Below are 20186 nucleotides of genomic sequence, written 5' to 3'. Positions count from 1 at the left end.
CAGCCCCTCGCCCAGCCGATTCGCTGTAGCGAGAATACAGGAATCAGCCGGTAAATACCCGCTTGGGCTTGAACATGCCGGCCTCCACCGCGCCGATCGCGACCAGCCGGCCGCGGACCGTGGCGCAGGCTTCCTCGGCCTCCACGGGCGCGTCGCGGCCGCGGATGATGACCGGATTGCCGAGGCGGATTTTTGCCGCGGCGTCGTCGGTGACGACGATCTGCGGCAGGCATTCGAGCGCGGCGCCGGTATCGACGAGATAGGCATCAATTGCGGCGAAGCGGTCCGAGCGGCTGCCCAGTGCTGCGTCCGGCTGGTCCGGGTCGGACTTTGGAGGCGCGGCTGCCTGGAGCATCTCCAGCGTCACGAAATCCTCTGCCGTGAACGGCTCGACCTCGACGCGGCGCAGTTCGGCGATATGGCCGAAGCAGCCAAGGTCGCGGCCCATGTCGCGGGCCAGCGAGCGGACATAGGTGCCCTTGCCGCATTCGGTCTCGAAAACGGAGCGGTCATCGGCGGTGGTCTCGACCAGGTCGAGCCGGCCGATCTCGATCTCGCGCGGCGGGATGTCGATAGTTTCACCCTCACGGGCGAGATCGTAGGCGCGCTCGCCGCCGATCTTAATCGCGGAGAATTGCGGCGGCGTCTGCATGATGACGCCGGTGTATTTCGGCAGTAGCGCCCGAGATCTCTGCTTCGCTGGGGCGCTTGTCGGAGGTTTTCGTCACCGGGCCTTCGAGATCGTCGGTCGAGCGCTCCTCGCCCCAGGCGACGGTGAAGCGGTAGACCTTCGCGCCGTCCATGACGTAGGGCACCGTCTTCGTGGCCTCGCCGAGCGCGATCGGCAGCATGCCTGAGGCTAGCGGGTCGAGCGTGCCGGCATGTCCAGCCTTCTCGGCCTGGAACAGCCACTTGATCTTGGCGACGGCGTCGGTCGACCCCATGCCGACGGGCTTGTCGAGGATCAGCCAGCCGGAAACCGGCCGGCCCTTTTTCTTGCCGCGGCGGGACATTATTCCTCGTCGTCCTTGTCCAGGTCGCGCACCACTTCGGGCGAGCGCAATATCTCGTCGATCTTCGCAAAATTGTCGTAGCTCGTGTCGCGCCGGAAGCGGAACTCGGGCATGTATTTCATCTGCCGGAGCGCCGACGAGACGCGTCCGCGAATGAATTTGGCGTTCCTGTTCAGCGCCTCGATAACCGCCTCGTCGTCCTTCGCGCCAAGCGGCGAGACGAAAGCCGTCGCTATCTTGAGATCAGGCGACATGCGGACTTCGGAGATCGAGATGACCGTTCCCTCGATCACGTCGTCACTGACTTCTCGGCGCTGCAGAACTTCCGAAAGTGCGTGGCGCACCTGCTCGCCGACGCGAAGCATGCGCTGTGATGGGCCTGAAGACTGGGATCGGGGCATCGTGCAAAATCCAAAAGACATGGAACGGGTGTGGGACCGCGTTCCATGTCTGGTCGTTACGAACGGAGGCGTCTGCCGCCGTTCCTGTATGCGCTACAAGGCGGCTACAGCGTCCTTGTCACCATCTCGACGCGGAAGCACTCGATGACGTCGCCGGCGCGCATGTCTTCGTAGTTCTGGAAGGCCATGCCGCATTCCTGGCCGGCTGGGACTTCCGACACTTCGTCCTTGAAGCGCTTCAACGTCTTCAGCGTGCCCTCGTGGATCACGACATTGTCGCGGATCAGGCGGACGCCCGCGCCACGCTCGACCTTGCCTTCGGTGACACGGCAGCCGGCGATCTTGCCGACCTTGGTGATATCGAAGATCTCGAGGATTTCCGCGTTACCGATGAAGGTCTCGCGACGCTCCGGCGAGAGCAGGCCCGACATCGCCGCCTTAACGTCATCCACGAGATTGTAGATGATGTTGTAGTAGCGGATCTCGATGCCCGCCGCTTCGGCGGCCACGCGCGCCTGCGGATTGGCGCGAACGTTGAAGCCGATCATGGCCGCGCCCGAGGTCAAGGCCAGCGACACGTCGCTTTCGGTGATGCCGCCGGCGCCGGCATGGACGATGCGCGCACGCACCTCGTCGGTGCCGAGCTTGTCCAAAGCGGCCACGATGGCCTCGACCGAACCCTGCACGTCGCCCTTGATGACCAGCGGGAATTCCTTGAGCCCGCTCGACTGCAACTGCGTCATCATCTGCTCGAGCGAACCGCGCTGGCCGACATGGCGGGCCACCGCCTTGTCGCGCGCCAGACGCTGGCGGTACTCGGTGATCTCGCGGGCCCGCGCCTCATTGTTGACGACGGCGAAGCGGTCGCCGGCCTGGGGCGTGCCCTGGATGCCGAGGATTTCCACCGGCGTGGCCGGAAGCGCCTCGTCGAGATGCTCGCCGCGGTCGGTGACCAGCGCGCGGACACGGCCCCACTCGCTGCCGGCGACGACGATGTCGCCAACCATGAGCGTGCCGGCCTGAACCAGAACCGTGGCGACCGCGCCGCGGCCCTTGTCGAGCTTGGCTTCGATGACGACGCCCTCGGCCGTGCGGTCGGGGTTGGCCTTCAAATCGAGAAGTTCGGACTGCAGCAGGATAGTCTCCAGCAGCTTGTCGAGGTTGGTGCCCTTGGTGGCGGAAACCTCGACATCCAGCACTTCGCCGCCCATCGATTCCACGAATACCTCGTGGCGAAGCAGTTCGGCGCGAACCTTCTGCGGGTCGGCCTGCGGCTTGTCGATCTTGTTGATCGCCACGATGATCGGGACGCCTGCCGCCTTGGCGTGGCTGATCGATTCAATCGTCTGCGGCATGACGCTGTCGTCGGCCGCGACCACCAGGATGGCGATGTCGGTGGCCTGCGCGCCGCGGGCGCGCATCGCCGTGAAGGCGGCGTGGCCCGGCGTGTCGATGAAGGTGATCTTCTGGCCGTTCTTCTCGACCTGATAGGCGCCGATATGCTGGGTGATGCCACCGGCCTCGCCCGACACGACATTGGCGTTGCGGATGGCGTCCAGCAGCGAGGTCTTGCCGTGATCGACATGGCCCATGATGGTGACGACCGGCGAACGCGGCTTCATGTCTTCCGGCTTGTCGACGACGTCGAACAGGCCTTCCTCGATGTCGGACTCGGCGACGCGCCGGACCGTGTGGCCGAATTCGGAAGCGATCAGCTCGGCGGTGTCGGCATCGATCACGTCGCCGGGCTTCAGAATCTGGCCCTGCTTCATGAAATACTTGACGACATCGACCGCGCGCTCCGACATGCGGTTCGCCAGTTCCTGGATTGTGATCGTCTCGGGCAGCACCACTTCGCGCATCACCTTCTCACGGGGCTCCTGATGCATGGAGCGCTTGAATTTTTCCTGGCGGCGGCGCATCGACGAAAGCGAGCGAGCGCGCGCGTCCTCGTCGGAGGTCGCGGTGCTGAGCGTCAGCTTGCCGCGGCGGCGGTCCTCCTCGCCCTTGGTCTTGGCGGGACGGGCCACTTCCGGCGTGACAATGCGCTTGATCGGTGCGCCGCGGGCGAGCGCCGGGCTCTTGCTCTTAACCTCCGGCTCCTCGTCGATCGCAACGTCGGACTGCGGCGCGCGGCGGCGCGCTTCCTCCTCCGCGCGGCGGCGCGCTTCGGCTTCGGCCTGAAGGCGGGCTTCCTCGTCGGCCTGGCGACGGGCGGAGGCTTCGCGTTCGCGCTTGCGCTGCTCTTCCTCTTCGGCGCGGCGCTTGGCTTCCTCGAGGGCGCGCTGACGGTCTTCGACCTCGCGGACCTTGGAACCTTCGAGAGCGCGGCGGCGCGCTTCCATCTCGCTGGTGGAAAGCTCGTTCAGCACGATGTGCGGACGCTCCGCTGCCGGCGGCGCCTTCGGCGCCTCCTGCTGCTGCACGGCCGGCGCAGCGGGAGCCGCGGACTTCGGCGTGAACACCGAGGCGGCCTCCGACTTGTCGCCGGGCATGCTGAATTTGCGCTTCTTGGTTTCGACAACCACAGCCTTGGTGCGCCCATGCGAGAAGTTCTGACGCACGGTGCCCTGCTCCAGGCCGGGCCGCTTCAGCGTCAGGGTCTTCTTCGTGTTGACGCTCAGCTTGTTGTCGTCACCCGTTTTCGTATCGCTCATTCCATATCCTCTGCGGCTTCTTCTTCGTCAGCAATCGCCGCAAACATTGCCCGGTCATCCGGGGATCCGCCCCGGTATCGGTCAAGCGCAACCATGCGCTTCAGCACCGCTTTTCCCGCGTCTTGCGCGAGAACGGCAGCATGTATCACATTTGTACCCCCCAATGCCAAACTCAAATCGGCTTCCGAAAAAAGTTTGTAGGCATGGATTTGGGGGCCGCCGGCATAAGCGGTCGCCCGCCTGGCCTGGGTAATCTTGCGCAACCCGTCCGCCGATGCCTCTTCGGCATGGAGCACGAGAAGCGCTTCGCCGCTGCGCACCGAACTCTCGACCTTGGTGGCTCCGAGCGCCACGGCGCCGGCCTTGCGAGCCAGACCGAGTGCGCCGAGCGCGGACTTCGCAAGCAACGAGTCGACCGCGGCGCCAAGATCCGGCGGAACGGCGACCTCTTTCCTGAATGCACGGGAAAAGAGGTTCCTGGCTGCCGCCTTGTCTATATGTAGGCGATCAGCGGTGACCCAACAACCGCGGCCGGGAAGGTTTCTTTTCAAATCGGGAACGACGGCGCCGTCCGGGCCGACGACGAAACGGATCAGCTCATCCGGCTCGGCGCTGCTGCGCGTGACGATGCAGGTGCGATCGTTCATCTCGTCGTGGAGCGGCTTGTGTGCGATGCGCGTTCACCTCACGCACCGGCGGCGAGATCGGCCGCTTCTTCGTCTTCTTCGCCGGCCACCTCTTCCTCGGTGATCCAGCCGGCCTTGAGGCGGGCGGCCATGACCATCTGCTCGGCGTCAGCGCGCGACACGCTATGATTGGCAAACACGCCCGGGAAGAACTTGGTCTCGCCGTCCTTGCGCTCCTTCCAGCCGACAAGATCGTCGACCGCATAGCCGGCGAAATCCTCGACCGTCTTGACCCCGTCCTCGCCGAGCGTGACCATCATAGCGGTGGTGATGCCCGGAATCTCGCGCAGTTCATCCGCGACGCCGAGTTCCTTGCGGCGGCTGTCATGCTCGCGCTCGATCTTGTCCAGGTATTCCTTGGCGCGCGACTGGATCTCGTTAGCCGTATCCTCGTCGAAGCCGTCGATCGAGGCGATCTCGTCCTGGTCGACGAAGGCGACTTCCTCGACGCTGGTGAAACCTTCCGAGGCCAGCACCTGGCCCACCATCTCGTCGACGTTGAGCGCGTCCATGAACAGTGTCGACCGTTCGACGAATTCCTTCTGCCGGCGCTCGGATTCTTCCTGCTCGGTAAGGATATCGATATCCCAGCCGGTCAGCTGCGAGGCGAGGCGGACATTCTGGCCGCGACGGCCGATGGCCAGCGAAAGCTGATCGTCCGGCACCACGACCTCGATGCGCTCGGCGTCCTCGTCGAGAACGACCTTGGCCACCTCGGCAGGCTGCAGCGCATTGACGATGAAGGAGGCGGCAGACGGCGACCACGGAATGATGTCGATCTTCTCGCCCTGCAGCTCGCCGACGACCGCCTGGACGCGCGAACCGCGCATGCCGACACAGGCGCCGACCGGATCGATCGAGGAATCTCGCGAAATCACGGCGATCTTGGCGCGTGAGCCCGGGTCGCGGGCGACCGACTTGATCTCGATGATGCCGTCATAGATTTCCGGCACTTCCATCGTGAACAGCTTCGCCATGAACTGCGGATGGGTGCGCGACAGGAATATCTGCGGGCCGCGCTGCTCGCGGCGCACGTCGTAGACATAGGCGCGGACGCGATCGCCGTATTTGTAGTTTTCGCGCGGGATCAGCTCGTCACGCCGGATGATCGCCTCGCCACGGCCGAGATCGACGATGACGTTGCCGTATTCGACGCGCTTGACCGTGCCGTTGAGGATCTCGCCGATGCGGTCCTTATATTCGTCGTACTGGCGGTCGCGCTCAGCCTCACGCACCTTCTGGACGATGACTTGCTTGGCCGACTGTGCGGCGATGCGGCCGAAATCCATCGGCGGAAGCTGCTCGGCGATGAAATCTCCAAGCTGCGCGTCGGGATTGCGCTCGCGGGCCGAGGACAGCGCGATTTGCGTGGCGTAGTCCTCGACGGTTTCCACGACTTCCATCAGCCGCTGCAGCTTCATCTCGCCGGTGTTCGGATTGATGTCGGCGCGGATATTGGTTTCCTGGCCGTAACGCGAGCGCGCGGCCTTCTGGATCGCATCGGCCATGGCCGCGATCACGATCGATTTGTCGATAGACTTCTCACGCGCGACCGCATCGGCGATCTGCAGCAGTTCAAGCCTGTTCGCACTGACTACCATTTTCGTCTCCTGGAACAATGCCGGCGGTTTTTTCGCGCAGCTGCTCAATCAATCTTCGGTTTCGTTCTGTTCTTCCTGGTCGTCGTCGGGTTCGCCCCGGCGCTTCCTGGCTTCCTTGCGCGCCTTGTTGTCCTTCGACAACGCGTCGCGAATGAGATCGTCGGTCAGGATCAACCGCGCCTCGGCGATCGCCTCGAAAGGCACCCGGACGCTCGGCTCCTCGCCATAGGCCGCCTGGTCGCGCTCGATGACGACGCCATCCTCGTCGGCCGACGCGATCTTGCCGCGAAAGCGCTTGCGGTCGGCGACGAGGATCGATGTCTCCATCTTGACGAGATGGCCGGTCCAGGTCGCGAAATCGGATTTGCGGACCAGCGGACGGTCGATGCCTGGCGACGATACTTCGAGATGATAGGCCTTCTCGATCGGATCGTCGACATCAAGCGCCGGCGACACCGCGCGGCTGACCTCCTCGCAATCCTCGACGGTCATGGTGCCGTCCTCGCGTTCGGCCATGATCTGCAGGGTCAGGCCGTTCTGGCCCGACAGTCGCACCCGCACCAGGCGGAAGCCGATGGCGCGCAGCACCGGCTGGATGATCGACGCCACGCGCGCATCCATGCCGCTCTCGCGGATGATGCGGTCGTCGCCGATGCTTTCGCCTGTGTTTGCGTTCAATGCCGTCTCCGGGCGGTCCAGGTAACAAAAAAGAGCGGGACCGGGTGGACCCACTCTTCGTCATACCGACCAAGAATTTGATGCCGATATAGTCCCATCGGGAGTCGTTTGCAAGAGTTGACGCATACCCCCAGACGATCTCGACGATGGTCCCGCCGCAGCAAACGCAAAACGAAGCACCAATGCGCCTGCCGCATGACTGCGTTGCGGCGGAAGGCCTGACAAACCGCCGGGTGAGCATCTATCTATGTTGCATCGCACAATGCGAAAGGAACACAGCATGTCATATCGTCAGCAGCGCGCCAGACTGGGTGAACTGTTCACCGTCTTCGGCAACGCCATTGCGGCTGCTTCCGCGGTTTCGCACGGCCGCCAACCCGCGGCGCGCGATCTTCGCGGCCTCGGAATCGATCCCGAGCAATTCCGCCAGATCAAGCGCTTCTAAATTCGTCTGAGCCCGGCCCAGGTTCAACTGTTGCCGGGCGGCGGAAAACATCAATCCTCGTCGCCGGCCAGTTGCGCCAGCACCTTGCCCTTGCCGCGTGCCCGCAGGATCATCGGCAAAACCACGGCTGTAAGCGCCAGCAACAGCAGGATAACGGCGGTCGGCGAGCTTACCAGAACCGTGAAGTCTCCCTGGCTGATCGCCAGCGCGCGGCGCAATTGCTGTTCGGCCATGGGGCCGAGGATCAGCCCGACGACAACCGGCGCGATCGGGTAGTGGAAACGGCGCAGCATATAGCCCATCAGCCCGAAAGCCAGGAGCAGGCCGAGTTCGAAGCTCGACGGGTTTGCGCCAATCGTGCCCAGCGTCGCGAACGTCAGGATGCCGGCGTAGAGCCATGGCTGCGGGATAGTCAGCAGCTTCACCCATAGCCCGATCAGCGGCAGGTTCAGCACCAGAAGCATGAAATTCGCCACCAGCAGGCTGGCGATGAGGCCCCAGACGAGCTGAGGACTGTTGGCAAACAGCAGCGGCCCGGGCTGCAGGCCGAACTGCTGGAAGCCGGCGAGCATGATCGCCGCAGTCGCGGTCGTGGGCAAGCCCAGCGTCAGAAGCGGCACGAGCGTACCGGCGGCGGAAGCGTTATTGGCAGCCTCTGGCCCGGCGACGCCCTCGATCGCGCCGTGGCCGAATTCCTCGGGTTTTTTGGTGAGTTGCTTTTCCACCGAATAGGACAGGAAGGTGCCGATTTCGGCGCCGCCGGCCGGCATGGCGCCGATCGGGAAGCCGATTGCTGTACCGCGCAGCCAGGCTTTCCAGGATCGCGCCCAGTCCTGCCGGCTCATCCACACCGATCCCCTCACCGGCTCTATCTTCTGTTCGGCGCCGGTCTTGCTCGAGGCCACGCTCAGCGCCTCGCCGACGGCGAACAGCGCCACTGCGAGCGTCGTCACCTCTATGCCGTCGAGCAGATCGGGGACGCCGAAGGCAAGCCGCGCCTGGCCGGTCTGCAGGTCGATGCCGATGAGGCCGAGCGTCAGGCCGATGAACAATGACGTCAGGCCGCGCAGCGTGGAATCGCCGAAGGCCGCCGACACCGTCATGAAGGCCAGCACCATCAGCGCGAAATATTCGGCCGGGCCGAAGGCCAGCGCGAGACTGACGACCCACGGCGCCAGGAAAGCCAGGCCAATGGTTGCAAGCAGGCCCGCTATGAAGGAGCCGATCGCGGCGGTGGCGAGGGCCGGGCCGCCACGGCCGGCGCGGGCCATCTTGTTGCCCTCCAGCGCTGTGACGATCGAGGCGCTTTCGCCGGGCGTGTTGAGCAGGATGGAGGTGGTCGAGCCTCCATACATGCCGCCGTAATAGATGCCGGCGAACATGATGAGCGATCCGGCCGGATCCAGCTTGTAGGTGACCGGGAGCAGCAGCGCGACGGTGAGCGCCGGGCCAATCCCGGGCAGCACGCCGACGGCGGTGCCGAGGGTGACGCCGACCAGCGCATAAAACAAATTGATGGGCTCGAGGGCGACGAGCAGACCTTGCGCGAGCAGACCGAAAGTATCCATGCCTTCGTCTACCTCGCTTAAAAAAGACGCTCGATCGGGCCGGCGGGAAGGGCTAGCTGCAGTCCCTTTGCGAAGATGAACCAGATCGCAAGGGCGAGAACGATGCCGAGCGGAACCGTCATCCACAAAGGCCCGCGTCCGAAGCCCCGCGCGGTCGCGGCGAAGAGCAGGCCGGTGGCTATGGAAAAGCCGACATATTTCAGGAGCAGCATCTGCGCCGCGAGGCCCCCGACGATCCAGAGCATCGGCGGCAGATTTTGTGCCTCGCGCTGCGGGAAATCGCCGCGCCAGGCTTCGATGGCCGTCCATATCGAAAAGCCGAACAGGCAGGCGGCGATCAGATAGGGAAAAGCCTTGGGGCCGATCTGGCCGCCGGCGGCCGGGCCGCCCGTGGTGGCGGTGCTCCATGCGATCACGGCCGCGGCCACTGCCAGCGCCGCGGCAATGACAAGCGCCGCCCGGTCGGGGCGGCGCTCCTGAACTGGCTGGCCGCCATTGCTCATTTGACGAGGCCGATGTCTTTCAAGATGGCCGAAGTCGCCTCGATGTCCTTGGCAAGCTGGGCCTTGAACTCGTCGCCGGCGAGATAGGTGTTCGCCCAGCCCTTGTCGGCGAGAATCTTCTTCCAGGATTCGGACATCACCATCTTCTCGATATCGGCGTTGATGGCGGTCTTCTGCTCGTCGGTGATGCCGGGAGCAGCCGCGACCATGCGCCAATTCTGGATCGAGACGTCGACGCCGGCTTCCTTGAACGTCGGAGCGTCGATGCCTTCAATCTTCTCGTCGCTGGAAATGCCGATGATGCGCAGCGCGCCGGCCTGGATCTGCGAGGCAAACTCGCCGTAGCCCGAGATACCGACCGTCACCTGGCCGCCCAGGATGGCGGCGAGCGCTTCGCCTCCGCCGGAAAAGGCGATGTAGTTGACCTTCGTCGGGTCGACGCCGACAGCCTTGGCGATCAGGCCGGCCGTGATGTGGTCGGTGCCGCCGGCGGAACCGCCGCCCCAGGAAACCGCACCCGGATCGGCCTTCAGCTTTTCGACCAGACCGGCCATGTCCTTGATATCGGACGCGGCGGGCACCACGATCGCCTCATATTCGCCGGTAAGGCGGGCGATCGGCGTCACCTGATCGAGCGACACCGGCGAGGCGTTGGTGAGGATGGCGCCGACCATGACGTAGCCGCCTACGATCAACTGGCTCGGGTCGCCGCTGGCCTGGTTGACGAACTGGGCAAGTCCGATCGTGCCGCCGGCGCCGGGCACGTTGGTGACCTGGACGCTGCCGGAAATCTTCTCGTCCTGGAGCGCGGTCTGCATGGAACGGGCGGTCTGGTCCCAGCCGCCGCCGGGAGCAGCGGGCGCCATGATCTTGTAATCGGCCGCATGGGCCGGCAGCGCCAGAACGGCGCCGAGGATGGATGCGAGTACGAAATGCTTCACTGAATTTCCTCCTTCTGTTCGCCTGCCTTCGGAGAGGCAGCGTCATTGTGGCTATCGCGCCGGAGCGCACGGCAAGCGCCGACGCCCCCTGCTTCCGGTTTGGAAGCCTCGTACCGCTTCCGCGCCGGCTTGCGAGGCCGGACGATGCGTCGAGGAAAAGAGCTTGAAGTCCTCCCAAACTTCTTCAGGCCTGGCCGCCTCCGGCGACCGGACCGGGCATCACATCACCACATCAACCTGTCATCAGGCTGACACCTGGCCAGCATCTTGTCAGGTCGCTATCGGCCTCGCAAGGCGTCGTTCCAGCGCTTGATAAGCCGGGTGCGCTTGACCTGATCGAGATAGACCATCAGCCCGGGACTGACCGGCACCGGGCGCAATTGCGCGCCGAGATTGGCCTGCATGGTGTTTGCCGTGTTCTCGCCAGAAACGTCGGGATTGACGGCGGCAATCTGCAACTCCCGAGCCATCACCGCCTGGCCTTCCGCCGACATGAAATATTCGAGGTATTTGCGGCCGAGATCGGGAGACCGCGCCGCCGCCGGCACCAGCCCGATCCGCGACATGACAACGGTATAGTCCCTGGGCAGCACGATGCCGACATCCGGATCGCGCGACGCCCAGTCGGCGGCATAGGAGCCGAGAATGTTGTAGCCCAGGACAAAACGGCCGTCGGCGATACGCTCGAGGATTGCGGAACTGGTCGAATAGAGCTTCACGCCGGCAGCGCCCATCGCTCCGATCACCGACCAGATGTCACCGAACTGCTCCTGGTCGCGCGACATGAACATGAAGCCGACGCCGGAGCGTTCGATGTCGTATGTGGCGATGCGGCCGAAGACGGCGTCGCCCCTTGCCTCGAGAAAATCCATGAACTGCCGCCGCGTGGCGGGCGGTGCAGCGTCCTTGAAGCTTGGCTTGTGATAGACGAAGACCGCCGGTTCGAAGGTCAGCGCATAGGCGGTGTTGCGCCAGTTCGCCCAGCGCGGCCAGCGCGCGCTCATCGGCAGGTCGCTCTGCTGCGCGTAGCCGTCATTGGCGAGCTTGACCTGCAGGTCCATGGCCGAGGAAAACGCTATGTCGGCCGTTTCGCCCTTGGCATCGGTTTCGGCGACGATGCGGTCGTAGATGTCGACGGTCAGGAGTTCCTCGTAGCGGACCGCGACCGCCGGATTGGCTTTCTGAAAGCCTTCGATCATCGGTTTGGCCAGCGGCGCGTCGAGCGAGGAATAGACGGTGAGCGTGCGGCCTTCGGCGTCGCCGTTGACGGCAGGAAACAGGGTAACATCCGCATATGCGGGACAAGGACCGGCCAGCAGAAAGGCGATGAGAGCGAAAAGCCGCATGGTCGGCCGACCATGCCGCATGCCGGCGGTGTTCACAAGTTGGGGCGAGGGTTCTAGGATTGGTCATGGGAGGGGACTGCTTGCGCATACTGGTGGTGGAAGACAATGCCACGCTGGCAAACGGCCTGGCCGCGGTGCTGAAAGGCAGCGGCTACGCGGTGGATATCGTCGGCGACGGCGCATCGGCGATCGCCGTTCTGGCGACCGAGCGCTTCGATCTCGTCATCCTCGACCTCAATTTGCCGGAGCATGACGGGCTGGAGGTGCTGCGCGTCATGCGGGCGCGCCAGCACGACGCCAGCGTGCTTATCCTGTCGGCCCGCGGAGCGGCCGACGACAGGGTCAAGGGGCTCAATCTCGGCGCTGACGATTACATGGTCAAACCCTTCGACGTCGGCGAACTGGAGGCGCGGGTACGCGCGCTGCTGCGGCGCCAGGCCGGCCAAAAGTCCGCGACAGTGTCGTTCGGAGACGTCTCGCTGGATCTCAACTCGCGCACCTTCTCGGCCGCCGGGGTCGCCATCGACATTCCGGCGCGAGAGATCAGCCTGCTGGAGACGCTGTTCATGCGCGCCGGCAAGGTGGTGGCGAAACAGTCGATCATTGAATCGCTCGCCGGCTTCGACGAGGATTTGAGCGCCAATGCGATCGAGCAGTACGTCAGCCGGCTGCGCAAGCGGCTGGCCCCGCACGGCCTGACCGTCAGAACCGCGCGCGGCATCGGCTACTACCTCGAAAAGATGCCGGCCTCGTGATGGCCAGCCCCGCCGGCTATTCGCTGCGCCGAAGGCTGCTCGCCTGGCTGCTGGTTCCGCTTGTGGCGATCGGCCTGATCGCGCTTTTGGACACATACCGCGAAGCGGTCCGCACCGCCGACGCGGTTTCCGACCGGGTGCTGGCGGGATCGGCGCTGGCCATCGCCGAACGCGTGGTGGTGGCAGAGGACGGCAGCCTGGAGGTCGACATCCCCTATGTGGCACTCGAAATGCTGACATCGGCGGCGCAGGACCGGGTGTTCTACCGCGTCGATGGGCCGCCCGGCACGTTCATCACCGGCTACGAAAGCCTGCCCACGGTGGCCGGCAAGCGGCAAGAGAACACCACCTTCGAAGACGCCAGCTTCCGAGGCGACCCGATCCGGGTGGCGGCGCTGGCGCGATCGGCCTCGACGGGCGTGAATTCCATCCCCTTCGTCGTCACAGTCGCCGAAACCACGATTGCGCGCAGCCAGCTTGCCAACACGATCCTGCTGCGGTCGGCGGTCCGGCTGGCGATCCTGATCCTCGGGGCGGCGGTCATCGTCTGGTTCGCGGTGACGGCCTCGCTCGGACCGCTCTACCGGCTGCGCGACGCGATTGCCGAGCGCAATCCCGGCGACCTGCACCCGATCGAGCAGCCGGCGCCGAACGAGGTCAAGGGGCTGGTCGATTCCGTCAATTCGTTCATGGGCCGGCTGAACGCAGCGATCGACGCGCTGCGCCACTTCACCGGCAATGCCAGCCACCAGCTGCGCACGCCGCTGACCATCATCAGAACGCAGCTTGCGCTCGCGGCGAGGGCCGGCTCTCTCGAAGAGGCGCGCGCGGCGGCCAAGAGCGGAGACGAGGCGGTTGCCCATGCAGAGCGGGTTCTCGCGCAACTGCTCCTGCTTGCCAAAATCGACGAGACCGCCTCCGAGCGGCTGAAGCACCTGGTTCCGGTCGACCTCACCCAGCTTGCGCAAGGCTGCACGGCCGACCGCATCCTGGCGGCGCGCGATGCCGGCATCGATCTCGGCTTCGAGGGCGCCGAACCGGCGATGGTCCGCGGCGAGCCGCTGCTTCTGGCCGAACTGGTCGGAAACCTGATCGAAAACGCGATCGCCTATGCCGGCAGCGGAGCCGAGGCCACGGTCCGCGTGATGGTGGATGGCGCGGTGGTGCTGGAGGTCGAGGATAGCGGCCCGGGCATCCCGCCCGGCCAGATCGAGGCCGTGCGGCAGCGCTTTGCGCGGGGCAACAGCGGCATCAAGCCCGGCGCCGGCCTCGGCCTGCCGATCGTGGAGGAAATCGCCGCGCTGTTCGGGGCGACGCTCGAACTGCTGGCATCGCACTCGGGACGAGGGCTGCGGGCGCGGATCTCGTTTCCGCCCGCCGGTCTCACGTCTTGACGAAGGTCAAATAGGCCGGAATGCGGTTCTCACGGATGGCCTTCGCCTCGTACCGGGTCCGCACCCAGGTTTCGTACGGCAGCCTCCAATCATCGGCGTCGCGCGCCTGCCATTCGAACGCGGGGTGCGCCCGGCAGTGCAGCAGCGTCCAGTTGACGTAGTCGTCAATATCGGAGGCAAAGCGAAAGCTGCCGCCCGGCTTGAGCACGCGAGCGAAGCGGTCGAGATTGGCCGGGCTGACGAAGCGGCGTTTCCAGTGCCGCCGCTTCGGCCACGGATCGGGATAGAAGAGGTCGATGCCGTCGAGCGAGGCCGGCGGGAGCCAGTCGAGCACCCGGGTCGCGTCGTCGTCATAGATGCGCAGATTGGCGAGCGGCTGCCGGTCCAGCGCCACCATCATCTTGGCCAGGCCGTTGACGAACGGCTCGACCCCGATGAAGCCGGTATCCGGGTCGTCGGCAGCGGCGTGGCGAAGATGCTCGCCGCCGCCGAAGCCTATCTCGAGCCTGAGCTTCGACACTTCCGCCGGAAACAGCGTGCGGAGGTCGCCCGGAGCAGGCTTTTCCAGATCGATCCTGTATCTTTCCAGACCCGCCGCCAGGGCGGCGGCCTGGAAAGGCCGGATTGTCTTGCCATGACGCCGGCCGAAGAACCCTTCGGTGGACCGTTCGCGGCGCTCGCCGTTCATCGGGTCAGGCTGCGACCGGCTCCTTGACGATCACTGCTTCCTTGATCGCCTTGACCAGATCGGTCTTTTCCCACGAGAACGAACCGTCGCGGCCGCCCGGCTTGCGGCCGAAATGGCCATAGGCAGTCGTCTTGGCGTAGATCGGCTTGTTCAAGTCGAGATGGCGGCGAATGCCCGAGGGCGACAGGTCCATCACCTCGCGCAGCGCCCGTTCCAGCACCGCAGCCTCGACCTTTCCGGTTCCGTGCAGGTCGACATAGACCGACAGCGGCTGGGCGACTCCGATCGCGTAGGAAAGCTGGATCGTGCAGCGGTCAGCTAGCTTGGCTGCGACCACGTTCTTGGCGAGATAACGCGCGGCGTAGGCTGCCGAGCGGTCGACCTTGGTGGTGTCTTTGCCCGAAAACGCGCCGCCGCCATGCGGGGCCGCGCCGCCATAGGTGTCGACGATGATCTTGCGGCCGGTCAGGCCGGCGTCGCCGTCGGGTCCGCCGATGACGAACTTGCCCGTGGGATTGATATACCACTGGCAGTTAGGCGCTATCTCCAGATCGCCCAGCGCCTCGCGGATATACGGCTCGACGACCTGGCGGACCTTTTTGGAGTCCCAGCTTTCGTCGAGATGCTGTGTCGAGAGCACGATCGACGTGACCGAGGTCGGCTTGCCGTCGATATAACTGACCGTCACCTGGCTCTTGGCGTCGGGCCCAAGCTTGCCGACGTCGCCAATGCCGGTGCGGCGCGCCGCCGAAAGCACTTCCAGGATCTTGTGGCTGTAGTAGATCGGCGCCGGCATTAGTTCCGGCGTCTCGCGGCAGGCATAGCCGAACATGATGCCCTGGTCGCCAGCGCCTTCCGCATTGGCGCCGGCAGCCCTGTCGACGCCTTGCGCGATGTCGGCCGACTGGCCGTGCAGCAGCACGTCGATCCTGGCGGTCTTCCAGTGGAAGCCGTCCTGCTCGTAGCCGATGTCGCGTATGGCGCGCCGGGCGACGGAGCGGAACTTGGAGGGGTTGACGATCGGATTGCCCTTGGCGTCCGCGATCAGCTTGCCGTCCTTGCCCGTCTTGAGAAGGGTCGGTGGAACCCGCACCTCACCCGCGATCACGACGCGGTTGGTGGTCGCCAGCGTCTCGCAGGCGACGCGAACATCCCATGGGTCCATGCCGGCCTTCTTGGCTTCGCGATAGACCAGATCGACGATCTCGTCGGAAATGCGGTCGCAAACTTTGTCGGGATGGCCCTCGGAAACCGATTCCGAGGTAAAAAGATAATTCTGCCGCGTCACGGGTGTCCCCTCTTGAAGGCGTCGTCGGCAGAATGCCGAGTTCGAGCGGGAAAGGTGTTAGCGAAGCGGCGTGCCATTCGTCAAGACACAGCGTGCCCTAATCCGCCGAGCCTCGGTTTCGGCGTGTGGCCGGCTCGCCCCCGGCCCTTCGGCGATCAGGACCTCCCTGCCGGCCGGCAGCGAGGCTATTCGGCGTCGTCGACGGCCAGCGCCTTGACCAGTTCTATGACCTTGCGGCGCACCTTGACGTCCTGGATCTTCACGAAGGCCCTGTTGAGCTGCAGGCCTTCCGTGCTGCTGCAGAAATCGAGGGCGAAATTCGCCGGGTGGTCTTCGGCGAAGCCCTTGCCCGAGGCCGGCGCCTGGCCGGGCGCGTCCTCGAAGAGGAAGGAGACCGGAACGCCGAGAACATTGGCGATCGCCTGGAGGCGGCTCGCGCCGACCCGGTTGGTGCCCTTCTCATATTTCTGGATCTGCTGGAACGTTATGCCTAGGCTTTCGCCCAATTTTTCCTGGCTCATACCCAGCATGTTTCGGCGGAGGCGGATTCTGCTCCCTACGTGAACATCGGTCGGATTCGGTTTTTTCTTGTTTTCCTTGTCAACCATTTGGTCCTCGCCGTCTCCCGGCTAATTAAATTCGTTTCATCTCTCTGGCGCCGGGCACTCCCCTTCAGATGACAGTCCACAGGCTATGCAATGCTTACAGTATGAGTTTCTAATATACGTCCTGTCAATTCGCGCGTAGCCTCTGACGCAATTTCGCGCCAAAAGCGAAGGCGGCGAAGCCGAGCAGAATTCCTACACCGATAAGGCGGAAGGGAAAGCGGGTCATTGTGTCAGGATCGTGGAACGGGATGGTCACATCGACCACTCCCCGTACATCGATCGCCAATGCATCGACCACTCTCCCCCTCTGGTCGATCACGCCGGAAACCCCGGTATTGGCGGCGCGCACGAGCGGTAGCCCTGTCTCCACGGCACGGACCTGAGCCTGCCGGAAATGCTGATACGGGCCGGGCGTGTCGCCAAACCACGCATCATTTGTGACATTCACAATAATATCTGTTGACCCAACGTCAACTGCCACCAGGTCCGGAAAAATTATTTCATAACAAATGAATGGCAGTGCGCGGATGTCGCCCGGAAGAGTGATCGGGTGCCTGCTGGCACCGGCGGTGAAATCCATCGGGCCGGCAACGAGTTTTTCCAGCCCGAGCCTGCCGAGCCAGTCCGCGAAGGGCAGGTACTCGCCGAATGGGACGAGATGGATCTTGTCGACTGCGTCGACGATCTCGCCGCCTTCGTCAATGGCCACCACAGAATTGTAATAGCGCGTGCCTTCCTTGCCGCCGGCGCCTTCGGAACGCACGGCCCCGGCGATCAGAACCTGTCCATCCGACAACATTTGGCCCAGCGCCGCCAAGGCGTCCGGCCTGTCGGTGAACAGGAAGGGCACCGACGTTTCCGGCCACAGGATGAATTGCGGCTTGAAGGAAGCGTCCTGCGGCGGCCCGGCGCTCAGTTCGACGATCGATCCGAACACACGATCCTGGACGGCTGCATCCCACTTCTCGTTCATGGATATCGACGGCTGGACGATGCGGACGGCCAGTGTGCGCTCCGGAGGCCCCAATGGCGCCGAAAGCCGCCAATATCCAAAGGCGACGTGGGCGGCTACGATCAGCACCGCAAGCGCCAGGCCCAGCCGGGCGCCACGGTTTCCCGCGAGCAAGGCAGGCATCGCGAACACGAACACAGCGAGCGCGTTCATGCCGATCAGCCCGACCGCCGAGACGCTCTGCATGAGCATGGGCACGGGCATGGCCGCATATCCGATGGCGGCCCAGGGAAATCCGGTGAACAGAACCATGCGCAGCCATTCGGAGATGCCGAAGCCGAATGCCAGCGCAGCGATGCGGCCTATGTTGTTGCTCCAGAACAGCCGGGCCAGCGCGACCGCAAAGCCATAGAAGAACGCCATCAAGGCCGGAATGCCGATCACCGCCAGCGGCAAAGCCCAGGCGAAGCTGTCAGCTTCGACAAGCAGCGCGCTGCCGATCCACCAGAGCCCGCCGAGGAAATAGCCGAAGCCGAACCACCAGCCGACCGCAAAGGCAGGAGCAAGACGCCGCAACAGCCCCGCAGGCCCGGAAACGGCAGCCCCGTCGAGCAGCCAGACCAGCACAGGAAAAGAGACAAAGCAGGCCGCAAAAAAATCGTATGGGGCCTGGCCCAGCACGGCGAACGCGCCGGCCAGGAACGCCGTCAGGGCGCGACGCCATCCCCACAGCAAGATAATCCGCCCTGCCAGGCGCTCCATGCACAGCCCCTCGTCGCCAGAATCACGCGAGCAACTTTCTAACAGGACGAGCCATTTGCTCCAAACCCGCCAGCTGGGGCTGCTCCCGAGCATCCGGCGTGGCGCGCCCTCTGCTGACAGAGAGTTGTCAGCAGACATGTGCGATTGTGTCGCTCACGATCCGATGGCGGTGCGGGTTCGACGTCCTTAGCCGTGGAGTAGCGATGGCTTTTTCCGCATCGTGTGTCGGTTTGTGCCTCGCTCAAACGTCTATAGGTGAGTGCATCCGCCACGGCGGGCCGACGCGGCCCGAAACACGAGCGCCCGCGACGGGCACGGAGACTTGTCATGACTGCCTTGGCAGCCGAACCGCAGGCAACGCGACGCGAATGGATCGGCCTCGCAATCATCGCGCTTCCCTGCATGCTTTATTCCATGGACCTGACGGTTCTCAACCTCGCCGTGCCGCAGCTCAGCGAGGACCTCGCGCCCAGCGCCTCGCAGTTGCTGTGGATCGTCGACATCTACGGCTTCATGATCGCCGGGTCGCTCATCACCATGGGCACGCTGGGCGACCGGATCGGCCGCCGACGGCTGCTTTTGATCGGCGCTGTGGCCTTCGGCCTGGCCTCGGTGCTCGCCGCCTTCTCCACGAGCGCCGAGATGCTGATTGCGGCGCGGGCAATGCTCGGCGTCGCCGGCGCGACGCTGGCGCCCTCGACGCTATCGCTGATCCGCAACATGTTCCTCGATCCGAGCCAGCGCACGGTCGCCATCAGCGTGTGGATCACCAGCTTTTCTGTCGGCGGGGCGCTCGGGCCGCTGGTCGGCGGCATCCTGCTGCAATATTTCTGGTGGGGTTCGGTTTTCCTGATAGCCGTTCCGGTCATGGCGCTGCTGCTCGTCCTCGGTCCGGTCCTTCTGCCCGAATACCGCGATCCGGAAGCCGGGCGGCTCGATCTTGCCAGCGCCGCCCTGTCGCTCGTGTCGGTACTGGCAGTTATATTCGGCCTCAAGCAGACCGCCGAAAACGGCTTCGGGTGGCTGCCCGCCCTTTCGATCCTGGCCGGCGTGGCGATCGGCCTGGTTTTCGTGCGGCGTCAGCGAAGGCTCGCCGATCCGCTGATAGACCTTGAGCTTTTCCGGAGCGCGGCCTTCAGCACTGCGCTCGGGGTAAACATTTCGGTATTCTTCGTCTTCTTCGGTTCGTTCCTGTTCATGGCGCAGTATCTGCAACTGGTGATCGGTCTGCCGCCGCTGCAGGCGGGCCTCTGGTCGCTGCCGTCGACCATCGGCTTCATCGCCGTCACCATGTCGACGCCGACGATCCTGCGCAGGGTCCGCCCCGCCTATGTGATGGGCGCGAGCCTTGCCGCCGCGGCCGTGGGTTTCGGCGTGATGACCCAGATCGCCGGCGACTACGGATTGGCGGTTCTGGTGACCGCGTCGATCATATTCTCAATGGGCCTGGCCCCGGTAATCACGCTCGCGACCGACATGATCGTCGGCGCCGCGCCGCCGGAAAGGGCTGGCTCCGCCGCCGCGCTGTCGGAGACCGGCTCGGAATTCGGCGGCGCTCTCGGCATCGCGGTGCTCGGCAGCGTCGGCACGGCGATCTACCGCAGCCGCATGGCGGCCGACCTGCCGAATGGCATCCAGCCGGATCTGGTCGAGACCGCCAGGGACACACTTGGCGGCGCCGTCGGAGTGGCCGAAAGCCTGGCAGCCGAGCTGGCGGGACCGCTGCTTGAGGCGGCGCGCGACGCCTTCACTCAGGGGCTACAGATGACGGCCGCAATCAGCGTGGCGGTCGCGCTGGCGGCCGCCGTTGCAGCTGTGATGGCGCTGCGGCACATCGAGGTCGATGCGGATCACGGCGAGTAACGACGTTTCGCAGGCGCCCTCGTGGTTCGACAAGCTC

19 protein-coding genes are annotated in these 20186 nt (G+C 64.7%); 3 read left to right on the top strand and 16 right to left on the bottom strand.

The window, feature by feature from the left end:
- Positions 1 to 43 precede the first annotated feature (43 nt).
- From ACG873_RS28045 to ACG873_RS27990, 12 genes are all read right to left on the bottom strand, one after another.
- On the bottom strand, positions 44 to 652 hold the full coding sequence (locus ACG873_RS28045) for a hypothetical protein (RefSeq protein WP_394889053.1): 609 nt from the start codon (positions 650 to 652) through the stop codon (positions 44 to 46).
- Positions 621 to 1013, bottom strand: coding sequence for a hypothetical protein (locus ACG873_RS28040; RefSeq protein ID WP_394889051.1), 393 nt, complete (start codon positions 1011 to 1013; stop codon positions 621 to 623). The genes ACG873_RS28045 and ACG873_RS28040 overlap by 32 nt, the downstream gene beginning before the upstream one ends.
- Positions 1013 to 1414 (bottom strand): 30S ribosome-binding factor RbfA, encoded by a 402-nt coding sequence (gene rbfA / locus ACG873_RS28035; RefSeq protein ID WP_394889049.1) that lies wholly within the window; start codon positions 1412 to 1414, stop codon positions 1013 to 1015. The genes ACG873_RS28040 and rbfA overlap by 1 nt, the downstream gene beginning before the upstream one ends.
- Before the next feature lie 104 nt (positions 1415 to 1518).
- Entirely contained in the window at positions 1519 to 4071 is a 2553-nt protein-coding gene (gene infB, locus ACG873_RS28030) for a translation initiation factor IF-2 (protein WP_394889047.1), read from the bottom strand.
- The gene (locus ACG873_RS28025) at positions 4068 to 4718 is read right to left on the bottom strand and encodes an RNA-binding protein (protein WP_394889046.1); all 651 of its coding nucleotides are present in this window, start codon (positions 4716 to 4718) and stop codon (positions 4068 to 4070) included. Before ACG873_RS28025 ends, infB begins: the two co-directional genes overlap by 4 nt.
- 38 nt (positions 4719 to 4756) lie before the next feature.
- Positions 4757 to 6358, bottom strand: coding sequence for a transcription termination factor NusA (gene nusA / locus ACG873_RS28020; RefSeq protein ID WP_394889044.1), 1602 nt, complete (start codon positions 6356 to 6358; stop codon positions 4757 to 4759).
- 48 nt (positions 6359 to 6406) lie between these two features.
- Entirely contained in the window at positions 6407 to 6979 is a 573-nt protein-coding gene (rimP, locus tag ACG873_RS28015) for a ribosome maturation factor RimP (protein ID WP_394893747.1), read from the bottom strand.
- A 340-nt stretch (positions 6980 to 7319) separates the two neighbouring features.
- Positions 7320 to 7532 (bottom strand): hypothetical protein, encoded by a 213-nt coding sequence (locus ACG873_RS28010; RefSeq protein WP_394889042.1) that lies wholly within the window; start codon positions 7530 to 7532, stop codon positions 7320 to 7322.
- Positions 7532 to 9049 carry a tripartite tricarboxylate transporter permease gene (locus tag ACG873_RS28005; protein WP_394889040.1) on the bottom strand — a complete coding sequence of 506 codons (1518 nt, stop codon included), beginning with the start codon at positions 9047 to 9049 and terminating at the stop codon, positions 7532 to 7534. Before ACG873_RS28005 ends, ACG873_RS28010 begins: the two co-directional genes overlap by 1 nt.
- A gap of 17 nt (positions 9050 to 9066) precedes the next feature.
- Positions 9067 to 9552, bottom strand: coding sequence for a tripartite tricarboxylate transporter TctB family protein (locus ACG873_RS28000; protein WP_394889038.1), 486 nt, complete (start codon positions 9550 to 9552; stop codon positions 9067 to 9069).
- Positions 9549 to 10493, bottom strand: a complete 945-nt coding sequence (locus ACG873_RS27995; RefSeq protein ID WP_394889037.1) for a Bug family tripartite tricarboxylate transporter substrate binding protein — start codon at positions 10491 to 10493, stop codon at positions 9549 to 9551. Before ACG873_RS27995 ends, ACG873_RS28000 begins: the two co-directional genes overlap by 4 nt.
- 278 nt (positions 10494 to 10771) lie before the next feature.
- A complete protein-coding gene (locus ACG873_RS27990; RefSeq protein WP_394889035.1) occupies positions 10772 to 11839 on the bottom strand; it encodes an ABC transporter substrate-binding protein in 1068 nt (355 codons plus the stop codon).
- Between the two features lie 80 nt (positions 11840 to 11919).
- Between ACG873_RS27990 and ACG873_RS27985 the strand changes: the two genes are divergently transcribed.
- Both ACG873_RS27985 and ACG873_RS27980 read left to right on the top strand, forming a co-directional pair.
- On the top strand, positions 11920 to 12594 hold the full coding sequence (locus ACG873_RS27985; protein ID WP_394893745.1) for a response regulator: 675 nt from the start codon (positions 11920 to 11922) through the stop codon (positions 12592 to 12594).
- Positions 12594 to 13988 carry a sensor histidine kinase gene (locus tag ACG873_RS27980; protein WP_394889033.1) on the top strand — a complete coding sequence of 465 codons (1395 nt, stop codon included), beginning with the start codon at positions 12594 to 12596 and terminating at the stop codon, positions 13986 to 13988. Before ACG873_RS27985 ends, ACG873_RS27980 begins: the two co-directional genes overlap by 1 nt.
- Here the strand turns inward: ACG873_RS27980 and trmB are convergent.
- The 4 genes from trmB to lnt form a co-directional block, all read right to left on the bottom strand.
- A complete protein-coding gene (gene trmB, locus ACG873_RS27975; RefSeq protein WP_394889031.1) occupies positions 13978 to 14676 on the bottom strand; it encodes a tRNA (guanine(46)-N(7))-methyltransferase TrmB in 699 nt (232 codons plus the stop codon). The genes ACG873_RS27980 and trmB overlap by 11 nt on opposite strands.
- Before the next feature lie 4 nt (positions 14677 to 14680).
- On the bottom strand, positions 14681 to 15964 hold the full coding sequence (gene metK / locus ACG873_RS27970) for a methionine adenosyltransferase (RefSeq protein ID WP_394889029.1): 1284 nt from the start codon (positions 15962 to 15964) through the stop codon (positions 14681 to 14683).
- A gap of 185 nt (positions 15965 to 16149) precedes the next feature.
- On the bottom strand, positions 16150 to 16572 hold the full coding sequence (locus tag ACG873_RS27965; protein ID WP_394889028.1) for a helix-turn-helix domain-containing protein: 423 nt from the start codon (positions 16570 to 16572) through the stop codon (positions 16150 to 16152).
- A 124-nt stretch (positions 16573 to 16696) separates the two neighbouring features.
- Positions 16697 to 18286, bottom strand: coding sequence for an apolipoprotein N-acyltransferase (gene lnt / locus ACG873_RS27960; protein ID WP_394889026.1), 1590 nt, complete (start codon positions 18284 to 18286; stop codon positions 16697 to 16699).
- 327 nt (positions 18287 to 18613) lie between these two features.
- Between lnt and ACG873_RS27955 the strand changes: the two genes are divergently transcribed.
- Positions 18614 to 20149 carry an MFS transporter gene (locus tag ACG873_RS27955; RefSeq protein ID WP_394889024.1) on the top strand — a complete coding sequence of 512 codons (1536 nt, stop codon included), beginning with the start codon at positions 18614 to 18616 and terminating at the stop codon, positions 20147 to 20149.
- Positions 20150 to 20186: the final 37 nt, after the last annotated feature.

This window comes from Allomesorhizobium aridi, assembly GCF_043769475.1.
Classification (GTDB): domain Bacteria; phylum Pseudomonadota; class Alphaproteobacteria; order Rhizobiales; family Rhizobiaceae; genus Allomesorhizobium.
This window is presented reverse-complemented; position numbering and strand designations above follow the sequence as displayed.